The organism is Winslowiella sp. 2C04 (assembly GCF_050037805.1).
GTDB lineage: Bacteria > Pseudomonadota > Gammaproteobacteria > Enterobacterales > Enterobacteriaceae > Erwinia > Erwinia toletana_A.
The window spans coordinates 2924377-2940493 of the sequence record NZ_CP188300.1 but is presented as its reverse complement, the minus strand read 5'-3'; the positions used below and the strand labels follow the sequence as shown (position 1 = coordinate 2940493).

The 16117-nt window shown below is 45.5% G+C and carries 13 protein-coding genes; 11 read left to right on the top strand and 2 right to left on the bottom strand.

What is annotated here, in order from left to right; all coding sequences use genetic code 11:
• Positions 1-37: 37 nt before the first annotated feature.
• Together ecpA and ACP3TC_RS13190 are read right to left on the bottom strand one after the other, a co-directional pair.
• Positions 38-628, bottom strand: coding sequence for a common pilus major fimbrillin subunit EcpA (gene ecpA, locus ACP3TC_RS13195; protein ID WP_313856881.1), 591 nt, complete (start codon positions 626-628; stop codon positions 38-40).
• 75 nt (positions 629-703) lie between these two features.
• Positions 704-1318 (bottom strand): helix-turn-helix transcriptional regulator, encoded by a 615-nt coding sequence (locus ACP3TC_RS13190; protein WP_313856882.1) that lies wholly within the window; start codon positions 1316-1318, stop codon positions 704-706.
• 1670 nt (positions 1319-2988) lie between these two features.
• Here ACP3TC_RS13190 and ACP3TC_RS13185 point away from each other — a divergent pair.
• The 11 genes from ACP3TC_RS13185 to ACP3TC_RS13135 all read left to right on the top strand — a co-directional run bounded on the left by ACP3TC_RS13185 (position 2989) and on the right by ACP3TC_RS13135 (position 16106).
• Entirely contained in the window at positions 2989-5532 is a 2544-nt protein-coding gene (locus tag ACP3TC_RS13185) for a filamentous hemagglutinin N-terminal domain-containing protein (RefSeq protein WP_426816621.1), read from the top strand.
• Positions 5533-5589: 57 nt separating this feature from the next.
• Positions 5590-7248, top strand: a complete 1659-nt coding sequence (locus ACP3TC_RS13180) for a ShlB/FhaC/HecB family hemolysin secretion/activation protein (RefSeq protein ID WP_426816620.1) — start codon at positions 5590-5592, stop codon at positions 7246-7248.
• A gap of 16 nt (positions 7249-7264) precedes the next feature.
• Positions 7265-7633, top strand: coding sequence for a holo-ACP synthase (gene acpS / locus ACP3TC_RS13175; protein ID WP_313856886.1), 369 nt, complete (start codon positions 7265-7267; stop codon positions 7631-7633).
• A 24-nt stretch (positions 7634-7657) separates the two neighbouring features.
• Positions 7658-8413 (top strand): SDR family oxidoreductase, encoded by a 756-nt coding sequence (locus tag ACP3TC_RS13170; RefSeq protein ID WP_313856887.1) that lies wholly within the window; start codon positions 7658-7660, stop codon positions 8411-8413.
• 3 nt (positions 8414-8416) lie between these two features.
• Complete coding sequence (locus tag ACP3TC_RS13165; protein ID WP_426816619.1) at positions 8417-8965, top strand: 3-hydroxyacyl-ACP dehydratase FabZ family protein; 549 nt, start codon at positions 8417-8419, stop codon at positions 8963-8965.
• 21 nt (positions 8966-8986) lie between these two features.
• Positions 8987-9271, top strand: coding sequence for a phosphopantetheine-binding protein (locus ACP3TC_RS13160; protein ID WP_426816618.1), 285 nt, complete (start codon positions 8987-8989; stop codon positions 9269-9271).
• Between the two features lie 31 nt (positions 9272-9302).
• Positions 9303-10463 (top strand): aminomethyltransferase family protein, encoded by a 1161-nt coding sequence (locus ACP3TC_RS13155; RefSeq protein WP_426816617.1) that lies wholly within the window; start codon positions 9303-9305, stop codon positions 10461-10463.
• A 133-nt stretch (positions 10464-10596) separates the two neighbouring features.
• A complete protein-coding gene (locus ACP3TC_RS13150; RefSeq protein WP_313856891.1) occupies positions 10597-13155 on the top strand; it encodes a beta-ketoacyl-[acyl-carrier-protein] synthase family protein in 2559 nt (852 codons plus the stop codon).
• A gap of 4 nt (positions 13156-13159) precedes the next feature.
• Entirely contained in the window at positions 13160-14377 is a 1218-nt protein-coding gene (locus ACP3TC_RS13145) for a beta-ketoacyl synthase N-terminal-like domain-containing protein (protein ID WP_426816616.1), read from the top strand.
• A gap of 18 nt (positions 14378-14395) precedes the next feature.
• Positions 14396-15376, top strand: a complete 981-nt coding sequence (locus ACP3TC_RS13140) for an ATP-binding protein (RefSeq protein ID WP_426816615.1) — start codon at positions 14396-14398, stop codon at positions 15374-15376.
• A gap of 22 nt (positions 15377-15398) precedes the next feature.
• Positions 15399-16106 carry an ABC transporter ATP-binding protein gene (locus ACP3TC_RS13135; protein ID WP_426818276.1) on the top strand — a complete coding sequence of 236 codons (708 nt, stop codon included), beginning with the start codon at positions 15399-15401 and terminating at the stop codon, positions 16104-16106.
• Positions 16107-16117: the final 11 nt, after the last annotated feature.

The following is a 16117-nucleotide window of genomic DNA, read 5'->3' as shown; positions in this document are numbered from 1 at the left end:
AAGCCCCCTTTTTTTAATTTACTGAATTAAAACGGTATTACTCAGTAGCAGCGGGTACGGTCCAGACGGCAGTGAACTGAACTTTCACATCGCCACTCCAGTAACCGTCAGCCAGCTCGCTGAATGCAGTGGTCTGAGTGCCGTTTGAAGCAGATTCGATAGAGAAGTCAAAATTACCCTGGGTGCTTACGCGCTCAGAACCGGCATATGCGGAGGCAACTGCCAGTGCATCCAGACCTGAAGAAACACCTTCAGAGGTATCAATCAGAGTAACCGGAGCGGTTTTGCTCAGTTTTTCACCGTTCCATGCCACACCAACATCCAGGGTAGAAGCATCGGAAGTGCGTGCAAGGGTGTTAGAGACAATCTGAGAAGTCAGTTCAAAATCAGTTGCACCTGACTGACCTTCGATAGTGACATCAAAAGCACCTTTCTGAGTGTTAAACGCCTGCAGGCCCTGAGCATACTGGAAAGTCAGGGATTTCAGCGGAGTGACCACCAGAATGCTGTTGGTGTCTTTAGTTGCACTTGCATCCCAGCTTGCAGTTGCGCTGGCAGTAACGTCAGCCATGGCGTTGGCAGATAACAGAGCGGTTGCAACAGAAGCAGCTAATACTAATTTTTTCATTATTTAATCCTTAATTAAAATATAGATACATTCCATAGTAGGAATCTTTTCAATGATTTTACTTCGACTTACACTTCAAATAACGCTACAAGATAGAAAAAGTTTGTTTATCTCCCCGCTCAATTTTCTTTGTAAAGAATACTTAGTGTTGTATAACTTCTTTTTATCCAGACCAAGGCGCTCTGCAATATCTTTTACCGAGTGCTCTTTTATTAGCAGAGTTAGCACATCGGCTTCAAGAGAAGTCAGGCTGCGAGACTTGATATCTCTGCGCCAGCGCCCAATGAATACATCTTTTATTTTTCTTCTGATCGTGTATTTGCTGTCGCTGGAATAGATGACTGTTGCAATGCTATGATTTTTCTTCCACCAGTAAGAAGCAAAGTTATCCATCTTATAATCAGATAATAAGATTAAACCGGTGCCGGTTGTGGCTAACTTTTCAATCCACTGTGAATCTGTGAAAAGTTTGATGTTGTAGTGTGAAAAATCAACAAAGATTAAATTGCTATTCAGATGATTGTAATGCTTTTCAATTAGTTTTGAGTAAATCCCAACGCGCAGATAGAGATTGTTATCCGGCCATATGGAATATTTTTTATCTGAATAGTTATTGTTTTCAATTGACGGTTCGCCGCTCGTTTCAGGATTGAAATGATCCCCGTCAATTTCGATTTTTTCACTTTGCATTAGAATCAACATACCCTGTCAAATTTCCATTGAGACGCATAATACAAATCAATAAATAATGTGACAAGATGTGGATATGATATTAATGATTTTTTCCCAGGGGGAAAATTCTTAAAGATTATGTACATGGGGAGGGTAAAAAATTGATCATATTCAATCGGATATGGCATTGAAAAGAACTACATTTGTATAATTAGATAAGATTATTTCCTGCTGATATAAGAATAATTCCTATATTTTCATTGAATTGGTTAAAAAAAAACAGCACAAAAAGTCAAAAATGAGCTATAAAGCGAATACAGGCGGAGATTTTGTAAATTTATGTTTCAAATTTGTTAATAAGTAAGCAATTTAATTAACATTTACAATGTTACAAGCCAGACGCTCGTGTTAAGGCGATACCAGGAGGTGGACCAGGGTCTTTCTGATCTGATCACTAAGCGCATCGCAGATAAGATTAATGCCGGACGAATAAGTTCAAATTATTCTGACTGGCCTGAATCAGGATGTTGCGTTTCGATTTCCGTTCTGTCGATTGCAGCATGCAAATCTTTGGCATGACATGAGCAGATGTACTTATGTTGGAGGAGTGCATACGGCTCACGTACAGATGAAGTGCAGGTTGCAAATCCCTGACACGGTAGGATAAACGTTGAGTCGGCCGTGAAATCTGTATTCTCTGCAAGTAATCTCTCCTTTTCTGCCTTCTGTAACCGCATTCATCGCCGGAAATGGCTACCAGGAATATATAAAGCACTGGGCAAGGTAGTGAACCGATCCTCACTGACTTTATTACCGGATGATATAAATCTAGATTACGTAGCTACTAAGAGCCAATTTTATTACTACTCTATTCGCCAGCGCCTGATATAACGCCGATAAACAATTGAAATATAATGCCAGCTGACTCCAATTAGAGAAATTTGAAGGAGGAGGTTTTTTAGATTTACTCTTAGCATTACAAGTATAGTCTGATGCATGTTAGCAATTGTCTGATTGCGATAACTAAACCTATTCTTAGTCTCAGGATGTCAACGATGGCCAGTATTTCCTGTGTAACGAGGAGAAGAGATTTTTCTCATGGAAATTATTTGTCATTTGCAGTTACCAATTACTTGACATTGGAACGGAAAACATGAAAAGTAATATTGAAAACAGCACAACAAAACAAACAAAAAGAAATCTCAACACTTCTTCTGTCCACTGACTGTGCAAGGATGATACAACGACATGGAGTCGATAAATTTAAGCAAAATTCCTAATTTACCCGGCAGTAATCTTAAAAAAACTTATTTCAGTCGCAGTGTTTAGCTGGCTGTAAGAAACTTCTGTGAATATATCCATCATGGATTTCTGACGTGCTTGCTGGCTGTGTAAAACCTTATTTAAATGAAATATCGATAGGCATAAAGCTATAGCCCGATAATGAGGGTTTATCATGGCAGGCCAGATTGAAGTCAAAAATAGTTTCTACAATTTGAAGCGCGCTTAACCGCACTTCAGCTTTGATGCCCTGACGCTTGCCGGGCATGCTGGCGTTTTAATATCAATTTGAAATTAGTGATTATGTTGAAAAATTAGATACTTAAATATAAGTTTTTCTAATTTTTCGACTGGAAATCACTATTTTAGCGTTAAAAGTAAACACTAACTTATAAAGTAGGTAAAAAATGAAAAGTAAGCATGGCTTAATGAAATTTAATCCGTTAGCGGTATCGATTCTGCTGGCACTGCCAGTGGTCGTCAATGCTGCCGATCTCAGCATGACAAATGGCAGCACCACCATGGCAAACGGTGTGCCGGTAGTTAATATCAATGAAGCTAATGCCAATGGTATTTCTCATAATATCTATGACAAGCTGAATGTCGGTAAAGAAGGCTTAATCTTCAACAACAGCCAGAATGGAGCTAATACTACCCTCGCTGGCCAGATTGCGGGTAACAGCAACTTAGCTTCAGGAACCGCCAAAGTTATCCTGAACGAAGTGACCTCGCGAAATAAAAGTACCCTGAGTGGCATGATGGAAGTGGCCGGTGATAAAGCGCACCTGATTATCGCCAACCCAAACGGTATTACCTGTGAAAGCTGCGGCTTTATCAACACGGATAGAGTGACTGTCACCACCGGTAAACCGGATCTGGATAATGGTGAGCTGAAAGGATATTCAGTTAACGGTGGCATTATTACAACCAATGGCTTAACCAGCGATTCACCAACCGCGATTCTGGCGCGTTCGATTGTGGTTAATGGCGACATCAATGTTTCTGGCGAAGAGCTCTCTCTGATTGCCGGCAATAATTATGTCGATATGGATAATCAGGTAACCGGCACCGTTTCCGCCACTGGTTCCAGAAATACTTATGCGGTTGATGTTGCCAAACTGGGTGGCATGTACGCAAATAAAATCAATTTGATCAGTACTGAAAGCGGTATCGGCGTGCGTAACGTCGGCGTGCTGGCTGCCGGTACCGGTGGCATTCAGATCGATACTAAGGGCCGTCTGATTAATAACGCTGCGCAGATTAAATCTGCCGGTGCTATTGGCGTGAAAACGAATGGTGCGATTGATAATATCACCGGTAAGATTGTCAGCGATCAGACCGTTTCTATTGATACCAATAAAAACGCTATCAACAATAGCCGTGCGGGTAACATTATGTCCGGCGCCAATGTCTATATCAGTAGCGGAGCATTTAACAACACCAACGGTAAGGTGGCTGCCGGCAACACTCTGGCGCTTAATACCAATAATAATACGCTGACTAACTACGGCAAGGGAACCACCGTCGGTATGGAAGCGGCAATCGTGGCACTGGAAACCGGTACGCTGAACAACAGTAATGGTCAGATTAAGGGCTATTATGTTGGTTCTAAGTCAACCAGCGTTAACAACACCAGCGGCATTATCGAGTCTGCAGGTAACATTGATATGTCCAGCACCGGTGCAATTAATAATACCGGTGGACTGATCCGCGCCGCAGCGGGATATCTGAAAATTGATGCTTCGAAAAGTACTCTGACAAACAATCGTACCAAAACTGCTGATGCATCAAGTGCCGACTCGCTGGGGCTTGTTGCCGGTGAAGGTGGTATCGAAATTTCCGTAGCAAATCTGAACAACAGTAATGGACAGATAGCCTCTTCTGGCGATATCGGATTACTGGCGACCTCCAGCGTAAATAACGCCAATGGCAAAGTCGCGACTGTGAAGAATGTTTCTATCAAAGCAGCCTCGCTGAACAACAATGAGTCGAGCATTGTTGGCAAGACCGGTATCAACATCGATTTAAGCGGTGACGTTACTAACCGTATCGGTACCATCTCTTCTGAAGATGGTGATGTGAATATTCAGGCTCGTCGCATTAACAACACCGCTGGCCTGGTGTTAGGACAAAATATTAATCTTAATGCGGTTAATAATGTCGATAACAATACCGCGCTGATCGTTGCTAAAAAGAAACTGACCGTTAATGCTGGCGCTACGGTTACCAACCAGGATAGCAAAGGTTTCGCGACCTGGTATGGTCTGTACTTCGGTATGCCTGAACAGCAGGGTGGCATGATTGGTAACGGCGGCGTAGAGATTACTGCAAAAGAGCTGAATAATAATAACAGCCGTATTATTGCCCAATCTGCACCGTTAACTCTGGCTATTACCAATGCTTTATATAATGACCGTAGCATGCTGGTCGGTGCTGGCGAGTCAAGCATTAAGGCTGGAACCATGAGCAGCAACTACTCAACCGTCTACTCAACAGGTGACCTGTCGATTGATACCCGTACTCTGTCTTTATACAGCAGCGGCAATATGATCGATAATAATGCTACCGGTATTATTGCAGCCGATGGCGCACTGACGCTGAATGTCGGCAGCAACTTTACCAACTACGGCTGGATTACCGGTAAAGAAAAAGTGACCGTTAATTCAGAAGGAACGTTGTATAACCGTAATACTATCTACTCAGATAAAGAAACCAATGTTTACGGAAAAACCGCGATTTACAACTACAACGATATGGTTGGTGAAAATAAGTTAACCGTTAACTCCACTGGCACGGTGTATAACTCCGGTAATATGTTCACCGAAGGTACCGCAAGTGTTACGGGTAAAACTGTTAATAACACTGGCAGTTCAGCCGTGCTTGGCGGTCGCCAGGGACTGGAACTGATTGCAAATACCGTTACTGGTAACGGTAAAGTAGTTGGACTGTAATTAAATAGGATAATAAAGCAGCAGCTATGCTGCTGCTTTTATCCTGGCAAAGGCGTTATGAAAAGCACAATAAAACCGTTATTGATTTTAGTTGCTCTGGGTTTTAGCGAGCAATCTGTTGCTGACGTTGATTTAAACCGGCTGATTAAAGCGCAGCAGGACATTGACCGCAGCACGCGTCAGGAAAACAGGGTTGTTAAAAAGGATGTCTGGTCAAAAGTAGAGAGTTTTAAGATCAATAACATTGATTTTCCGATAGAGGAACATTGTATTGAGATCGATGAACTGATTTTAAACAATGATTTTCTGCATGACGCCAGTATTAAAAAAATTAAAGCGGATGTGGCCGGGCGTTGTCTGGGGTCGGTGGGTGTTGGCAAACTGGCGACTGAATTGCAGGATTACTTCATTAATTCTGGTTATGTCACCACGCGAATCGACGTACCCAGTCAGGATTTATCGACGAAGAAATTAATCCTCGATGTTGTTCCTGGCCGAATTGAAAGCGTCATCATTGAGGGTAACGATGTTCGCGACTGGATTTTACCGTTTAAATCCGGCGAGATTCTGAACGTCAGGGATATCGAACAGGGGCTGGAAGTGCTGCAGAAAGTGCCTGGCCTTAACGTAAAAATAAATATCGAACCGGGCAGTCAGGGCGGCTACAGCAATGTGCTGATTAATACCGGTCGCACTAAAAACTGGAATGCACGCGCCTGGGTTAACAACTGGGGTGATAAGGGTACCGGTCGAAATTTAATGGGTGGTGCAGGTTATCTCTATAACCTGACCAAAATGAACGACGTATTTTACCTGTCTGGTACCACCAATGCCGAACATGAAAGCGGTCGTTACAACAGCGTCAGTGCTTATTACTCGATACCTTATGGTTACTGGGATTACGAGCTGTTCTACAGTAACAGTAAATCCCGACAGGTCATTAATATTGACCCTTACGCCTTCAACTACAACGGTAACAGTGAGTATTTAAGCCTGAAGGCAGCCAGAACCGTTTATCGTGACATGGACAAGAAGGTCACTCTCAGTGCAGAGTTATTGCGCAGAAAGGTCAATTATAAATTAGAAGACGTTGAGTTAGCGCTACAAAAACGTGATATGAACAACGTGCGCTTTGGTGTTAATTTTAAGAAGAATATGCCAGGTGCGCTGCTGGATACGACGCTTTCGTATCAGCGATTTTTACCCTGGCTTGGCGCTGAGTACACGCCGGACATGGACTCAGGTGACGTCAGTCGACAAAGTAACCTGTTTAACCTGGACGTGAACTACACAAAATTATTGAATTTGCCGTTGGTCGAGAGTTATTACGAACTCCGAATGGGCGGGCAGTATTCTCCTGATGCTTTGACGTTACAGGATCAGTTTACAATAGGTAACCGCTGGAACGTGCGCGGATTTGAGAACAGCGCCGGGCTTTATGGCGATAGCGGATTTTATGCGCAGAACACCGTTAATTTTATTACAGGGCTGAGCAATCTTGAATGGTACGTCGGTACCGATTATGGCGCTATTTTCAATGATCATAATTCGCAGGATAGCTATAATAATAAACAGTTGCTGGGCGCAACCACCGGTTTAAAAGGCAGCTTCAAGTCATTGGGTTATGATATTTCATTATCCAGGCCATTGATCTCTCCAGATGCTTTTAATACCGATAAGTTTACCGCTAATTTTAATATTTACTATCAACTGTAAACGTCAAGGAAAGATAATGTTTGTCGGTACGGATATCGTGGAAGTCGAACGTATTAAGCATGCGATTGTGCGCCTCGATATGGCATTTATGCAGCGAATATTCACCGAGGCGGAAATTGTTAAAATTGATGCTAAAAATCCTGATTATGAAAGGGCATCGGGTTTTTGGGCAGCCAAAGAGTCAATTGTCAAAGCGACAGGCTTAGGATTTCGTAACGGGATTCGTTTTCATGACGCTGAAATTTCTCACGATGAATTTGGCGCGCCATGCTTTCTGCTGCAGGGTCGGCTAAAGGAAATTATTCATGAAAAAGGCTTATCAAAAATATCGTTAAGTATTTCGCATTGTCGAACGCATGCTATTGCGGTCACGATTCTTTCTTAATTATTAACTATCTGAAGTGTAGCTATGTATAAATATAACGACCTTATTGACAAGAATGTCCTGGTGACCGGTGCCAGTGGTGATATTGGCCTGGGAATATGCGCCGAGTTTTTACAGCAGCAAAGCCATGTTTATGCGCTGTATAAATCAAATTCTGCGGATCTGGAGCAGCTGAAAGAGACGCATCCTCATGGTGATCGACTGCATATTCTGCAATGCGATCTGGCTGACAAAGATTCAGTGATTCAGTTATGTCAGCATCTGAGTCAGCAGGCTAAAAAGCTGGATGTTCTGGTTAATAATGCCGGTATCGTGCGCGACAGCTTGTTTGCCTCAATGAGTTTTGATGACTTCAATACGGTCATTGATACCAACCTGCTGAGTACTTTTGTTCTGACTAAAGAAGCGCTGTTGCTGTTAAGAGCATCTGAAAGTGCGGCAATTGTTAACGTGGCCTCTATCGCCGCCATTATCCCCAGTGTCGGCCAGTGTAATTACAGCGCATCCAAGGGCGCATTGCTGGGATTCACTCGTACGCTGGCGGCTGAACTGGCCCCTCGAGGGGTGCGGGTTAATGCGGTAGCGCCGGGAATGATCGAATCAAAGATGGTGAAGAAGGTGCCGCGTACCGTGGTGCGCGATGTGATCGCTTCCGTGCCATTACGACGCCTGGGAAAATGTGAGGAAGTCGCTAATACCATCGTTTATTTAAGCTCTTCAGCTTCCAGCTATATTGTTGGCCAGACCATCGTTATCGATGGTGGCCTGGTGATGCGGTGATTTATGTCTAAATATGCGATTCCTTCCAGAGTATTTCTGGAAATGGGCGGCTGGCGTCAGCCGCTGGTGATGGTCGACAGAATTGATGATTATAAATATGGCGACAATGGCTACATCAAGATTATAAAACATGTAACTTATAATGAACCCTATATGGCCGGGCACTTCCCTGAAGACCCAATTATGCCCGGCGTGCTTATCTCAGAAATATTTGGTCAGGCAAGTGAATATCTCTCTTTCCTGACGGATATCTGTGATATCTGGCAAGAGAAATATCAGCAAGAGATGAGAACGCTGCGCGATATTCATAGCAATATCTACGATGAAAATATGCGTTCGATTATCCGCACCCGACGTTCTCAGGTTCGCGGCGTGCTGGCATCACAAAATTTGAAGTTCAAAGAAATTGCCTGGCCGGGGGATACCATTGAGGTCGTCAGTAAGCTCTCCTTCGCAGACAGCAATGGTTTCAAGCATTATGCGGTATCTGCTCATGTGGGCAAAAAGCTGATTAGTCAGGGTGTAATCATTAATTTTCGAGAAACAAAATAACCAAAGTACGGAGTAACAACCATGAATACCATGCAAGAAAATATTGAAGAGCGTAAAGCCGTTTTACTAACCATTAAAACGGAAATTATTCAACGTCTGCATATCCAGAAAAATGAGTCGCAGATCGATGATGATACCGCACTGTTTGGTAACGGGCTGAAGCTGGACTCCGTTGACGCCACTGAAATTCTGGTACTGCTGGATAAAATCTTTGGTATCCAGGTCAGCGAAAGCGACGATCCTTCTTATATGAGAAGTATTAACAACCTGGCATCCTTTGTACTGAAAAACCGAACTCAACACTAATTATTTCAATTTAAATCTACAGGATTATTTTATGAGCGCTCTCTATAATATGCATTTAGAAAAGAACGTAAAAATGGGCGTTTACAACGGAAAAACTGTTCCGTCCTCTTATAACGCCCCGGACGTGACTTACAAAGCCGCCAGAGAAAATGCCGTACTGGTAGACTACTCACATATGTCGATCGTTAGCGTGGTCGGGGAAGATGCGTGGTCGCTGGTTAATCACATGGCTTCGGCCGATATTTCGATTATTCGCGACGAGCAGGGTATTTATACGCTGATACTGAATGAAGATGGTTCGGTGTGGGGGGACGCTTACGTTCTTTGTACCGATGAAGGCTATTTCATTCTTTCCGAGTCGCTAACTTGCAGCGAAATTATTGAACGACTGAACTGTATTTTAGAAAACGGTCAGGACCTGGATATTCAGGAAACCCCTGAAATCAGTTCCATGGATGCCAAAGAGTGGGGCGCTATCCTGCTGGAAGGCCCGTACGCCTGGGAACTGCTGTCTGAGATTTATGGCTTCGACATTGTTGGCCTGCCGTACCACGAATATATGAATACTGACGATGGCCTGATTACTTTCCGCTGTGGTAAGCACGGTGAATTCGCTTATTTGCTGGCGGGTGAACAGCAGCAGCTGGTTGAGGTATGGAATCAGCTGCTTGATAAGGGTGAAAAGTATCAGCTGAAAACCGGCGGCCTGGATTATCAGGATGTACTGCGCGTTGAGAACCCGTGCTGGGATGCGTCAGTTTATCAAAACTACTCCCGCAATCCGGTTGAACTGCAATTGCAGTGGGCTGTTCAGTATGACAAAGAAGATTTTATTGGCAAATCTGCGGTTGAAGGGCTTTCCAGCGCCGGTGCTGCACGCAAATTAGTCGGCATGATCCCGCTGACCGACTGCAACGGCATTGCTGCCGATGACAAAGTGCTGGTTGATGGCGCTGAGGTCGGAGTGATTGTTAAGGGCGTTTATTCGCCGGCCATGCAGTCTTATATCGCGCTGGCGCTGATTGACAGCCAGTATGCCTGGTCCGACATCGCCGGTTTCGATATTCAGACCCGCAAGGGTGACGTTGCCGCTAAAACGCATAACGTACCGTTCCTGTACAACTTCAGTATGTTGGTTAACCCGACTGAACACAGTTATATCGACGCATCAAAGCCAAAAAGCGCGCTGTGATGTTAATTGCACCTTAAGTGTGTACCAGAGCAACGCTTTAATTTCCCTGGCAGCGTAAATTTTTGCGGCTGTGAGCCATAACAGATTTGCGCTGCCTGCGTGACGTCAGGAATAAAGGTTTAGTGGATTAGTTATGAAGACGAACAGAAAAAGAGTCGTAATTACCGGGATGGGAATTTTATCCTCCCTGGCGGACAATATCGCCGACTTCAGGCAGGCATTACTGAGTAAAAAATGCGGCGTGACTGACAGCGTGCGCTTTTCCCAATGGTTTGAAAATGCCCGCGCTGCAGAAATATTACATGAGATTGATTATTCAGATATTCCGGCAGATATTCTTGAATCACAGGATAATGCCGCGCTTTGGGCGTATAAAGTCAGCAAAGATGCCTTAAGCCAGGCGGGTCTGGTTAACGATCAGGCCAGCCTTGATAACACCGGTTTAGTGATTGGCGTCTCTTCCGCCGGTACCGAAGCATTCCTGCCGCTGTTTGAGCAGCGTATTAAAGATTTCTCGCTGAAGAAAGCGATGTATTCCGGCGGCTTCTCTTCCTGCTGCTCCAGCGTATCGACGCTGCTGGGCCTGAAAGGCGGCACGGAGCTGGTCGCCACGGCCTGTACCGCCAGCCCGAACGCGATCGGTATCGCGTTTGACTTTATTCAGAATGGTAAGAGTAAAACCATGCTGGCAGTCGGCACCGAGCCGATCTATCTGCCGACCTTCGCCGGCTTTTATGCGCTGAACGTGATGCACTCTGAATCTTGCACCCCGTTCTCTGGCCGCTCCGGCATGTCAATCGGTGAAGGCGCGGGTGCCATTGTGCTGGAAGAGTATGAGCACGCGGTTGCCCGTGGCGCCACAATTTATGGCGAAATTCTCTCCTACGCGACCTCCTGCGATGCTTATCACGAGACCGGGCCAGACCCGCGTGCCAGCGGGGCGGTGCAGGTAATGAACAAAGCGATGCAGAATGCCGGCGTCACGCCGGATCAGATCGACTATGTCAACGTGCATGGCACCGGCACCGAAGCTAACGACCGTATCGAAACGCTGGCGATGAAAAAAGTGTTTCCGCAGGTGGAAAATCTGCCGGTCAGTTCAACCAAATCTTTCTTTGGCCATAACATTGGTGCCGCCGGTATTGTTGAGCTGATCGGTTGTCTGGTGACGCTGCCGGAAAACAACCTGTTGCCAACGCTGAATTTCACCGTACCGCGTTCAAATTGCGATCTGGACTATGTGCCAAACGAGTTCAGAGAAAAAGAAGTTAATATCTTTATGAAAAACAATTATGCGTTCGGCGGTAATAACTGCTGCATGATTGTCAGTACCAAACCAGGCACCACGCCGGTTACCTCCTATAACGCGAAGCGCGTCGCAATTTCTGGTATCGGTGCGGTTTCAGCCATTGGCCACAGCATCAACGAAATTCTCGAACATATCTGGGCTAACGATAAAACCGTTGAGCTGGGTTCGGTGGCGTTCTATGAAGATACGCTGGAAGAGGCCAGAGAGTTACTCGATGTGCTTAACACCACCGGCCAGTTTGAAGCGCTGCTTGGGGCAGATTATGCCAGTGAAGCACACGCGCTGCCGGAAAATGAAGCGAACTTTAAAACCTTCCAGGTTCAGAACCTCGAGCCGCGTAAACACTTACGTCGTTTTGATCCGCGCAAAGCAACGCGTGGCGGTACCTTTGCATTGATCGCCCTGGCCGAAGCACTAAACAGCGCGAAGCGGAAGATCAAGCGCGATGGCGAAGAGCTGGGAATGGTTATGGGGATGTCACGTGGCCCGCAGGAGACAACCTACAAATATCTGCAAAGCCTGAAGCCGGACCCGCGTAAAGTGCGTACCTCCGAGTTTCCTGGATCGCTGATGAACTCGATCGCCACCTTCTGTGGTATCTCTGAAGGCATTAAAGGCTACACCACTACGCTGGCAACCGGCCAGAACGCGGCGCTTGGTGCATTGGCCTATGGCTATGAAATTGTGCGTCAGCAGTTGCAGTCTCAGGTGCTGGTCGGTGGCGCAGATGAATATTTCCCTTCAATGGCGCTGTATATGGATGCGGTAACGCAGAAAATCCAGATGACGTCAGATGCGCGTGAATACCAGGTGTACGGTAAAAATCCAAAAGGTTTTGTACCGGGCGAAGGTGCCTGCATGCTGCTGGTTGAAGACCTGGAAGCGGCTGAGGCGCGTAATGTCGAGGTGCAGGCGGAAATCATCGGCTACGGCAAATCTAACAGCAATAGCTATTTTGACGCGAAGCAGACAGAAGAGAAGGCCGATGCCATGGCACTGGCTATCCAACGGGCGTTTACTGACGCGGGTATCTCGGCGCGGGATATTGACCTGGTCTGCGGTACCACCAGCGGCGCAGATGAGAGCGTGCAAATTGAACTCGGCGCCATTCATCGGGCATTCCAGCAGGAAAATCCGCAGGTGCCGGTGGTTAACTATAACGCCTGCTTTGGTTTTGTAGAATCTTGCGCTGCGCTGATGAACCTTGCGGTGATCGTTGACTGTATTAAGAAACAAGCCGTTCCTGCTATCCCCTATACCGAAACCTTCTGTGACGATCGTATTAACTTTGTTCGTGAGCCTTTGAAGAAGGCCATCAGGCATGTCCTGCTGGTCGGCGCCAATGAAGGCGGGAACTACTATGCGTTTGTGATTAAGGGATAGTATTTTGGATAATGCCACTATCATCTCTGGCTACAGCGCGAGCCTGGCGTTTGCTAACGACTGTGAAGAATTAATCAATAACCTCAAGCAGGGTAGAACGGTTGCGAAGGATTATTGGTTTGAATCTGACAGAGCCGCAATTAAATGCGGAGTAAAAGAAAATAAGCTTGCAGCCAGGCTTGCGCCAGCGAAAGAAAATTTTTTTGAACGGATATGTGGCCTGATTAATCAATCACTGAAACAAGCAATGCTCGATGAGCATTGCTTATCAGGTGAAAACGTCCGGGTATATCTTACCGGTCTTGGCCCCAGAGCGGACGTGATCGATTATCTGGCTTTTTATGATCACAATGATATTGAAGATGTCACGCTCAATAAGTCGATTACTCATTTACACGTTGGAGAAATGGGTCAGGATAAACTGGCACACCGTCTCACAAAAAAATATCGCCTGAAATACAGTCCTCCGAATTTGCAGTGCACCAGTAATTCGTCTCTGTCTGCGGTGCATCTGGCGATTCAGGCAATAGAGAGTGGTGACATTGACCTGGTTGTGGTGATTAACTGCTCGCAGATCACCACGCAGGATATTGCTTTTCTTGCCGGGCAATCGATGCTGGACAGTGAAGTGGTGCAACCCTTTGGCGAAGAGAGCAAAAGTGTGCTGTTTGCCGAAGGCCATTGCGCGATGGTGCTGGAAAGTGCCAGACATCGCCGTGCCAGAGGGCTGTCGCATGGCATCAGCTTAGCCTCCAGCTATGCACAAATTAGCTCCGGCAGAGGAAACGATGCGACGCAGCTGAGCGCTAATTGGCTAAAAGTGATCAATAAGGCTATCGACAAAGCCGGCATCAGTATTGACAGTCTGTGTGCCATTGTTCCACACGGTAATGGTTCAGAGGCCACAGATAAGGCGGAGGCGCAGGCGATTGCCGCGTTATTAACTGAACACTCTATACCGGTGCTGGCCTATAAAGGGCAGATGGGCTATACCCCGACCGGATCTGGCATTGTTGATTTAATTATTGGTCACTATTCATTATGCAGCGGTGAATTAATTTCCCCGGTGGGAACCACGGCAATACGTGAAAATATGGCCCGGCATCTGTTGCTGAATAAAGGCATCGTCAAACACGATAAACATCATCTGCTGAAAGTGGGGCTGGGTGTTGATGGTTCTATTATTGCTGTGGTGATGTCTGATAATGACATTGGTCAGTAAACTGATTTAGGAAGTGTGATGTATTTATCTTCATTCTCGATGACGGAACCACAGGAAAGCATTTATTTATACCATCCCTGCTGGTTAAACGTCTGGGAGTCTCATCTGTATAAGAAGGCACTTAAGTCGACAGCGGCGCACGCGTGGGGCTTTAAACGTTTTGGCACCCATAAAGATGCCTATGCCAGAGAGATGATCAGAACTCCTCGCTATAAAGAGTATATCGATGCGATGGAACAAGTTTCTGACGCCGCTTTGCAGCAATTAACTGCTAAACAGCGTATGCAGCTGCTAAAGTCGCGCACCGCATTTATTTATGTTGATAGTTGGGGAGAATCCGGCCCGCTGGAAGATATCTCCAGTGCACTGCATACGGCAATCATCGATACACTACCGAAAAATTTAGTAAAGAAATTTTCGGTAAAAGATTTTACCTGCAAAATCAGAGGGGAAAAACAGTCTCTGGTGCAGGCGATGAGAGTAGCAGAGGACTACCTGAATTGGGGTGTTTTTGACTTTGTGGTGATATTAGCCGCTTATCGGGCGATACCGGTACTGGTTTTCTCTGAAGAAGATATTCCGATTAATAAGAAAGAAAAATTCAGAGACAAGGAATTCAAAATGAACTTGTCTGTTGAGCGAACGGGTTGTTTTATTTTTAGTCATCACGAAAGTGATCTTAAGATTAACTGCGGGCATTACTCGGCTGCTGACTCTGATAATAGCTTGAGCATGGAAATGATGGGAAAGGATTCTGATATTAATCTGATCACCTTCTCCGGTTTAAGAAAAAGCGCCACCGAGCGTGAGTTGCTGAGCAATACGGCTGGATCGGAAATTAAAACGATTAATCTCACTGAACTCTATGGCGGCAGCGGATGCCTTTCGCCTGCGCTGAGCTGGATCTATCTTGACCAGCAAACAGATTGTCACGGCAAAATGCGCACGGTGATACCCGATAATTTTGGCGGCTTTAGCTGGTTCGATACCCGCTATTAACGAATACTGGCAGGGATAAATGATGGCAAGCAGCATAAAAGCACTGCCGGCAATACTATTGATTGATATTTTCAAAAGTTATGGCGTCGGAGATAACAAAGTTGATGCGCTCAGGAATATTAACCTTGAGATTAACAAAGGGGAGTTTCTCGCATTATGCGGCCCATCAGGAAGTGGAAAGAGCACTTTGCTCAATATATTGTCAGGTATAGATAAACCAACGGCTGGATCGACACTGTTTCTGGACAAAGCGCTTAACGATTTAAATGAAAATCAGCTGTCAATAATCAGAAGTAAACACCTGGGCTTTATCTTCCAGTTTTTCAACCTGATTCCGGTACTGAGTGCCTTTGATAACGTTTGTTACCCGTTGATTTTGAACGGAAATTACACCAAAAAAACAGCAAAAGAGCAGGCACTGCATTACCTCGACAGCGTTGGCATTAGCACGCTGCGCGATCGTAAACCAGGCCAGCTATCGGGCGGTCAGCAACAGCGCGTAGCCATTGCCCGAGCGCTGGCAAATAATCCGCAAGTGGTGGTAGCCGATGAGCCAACCGGTAATCTTGATCTCGCAACCGGTGAAGCGATTCTCGACCTGCTAATGAAGATTAATCAGGACACCGGCACCACATTTATTATTTCAACGCACTCAACCCAGCTAAAAGATCGGGCCAGACGTGTTATCGAAATTGAAGATGGAGAGTTAGTCCGTGACTCCGCTAAATAAACTTATGCTGT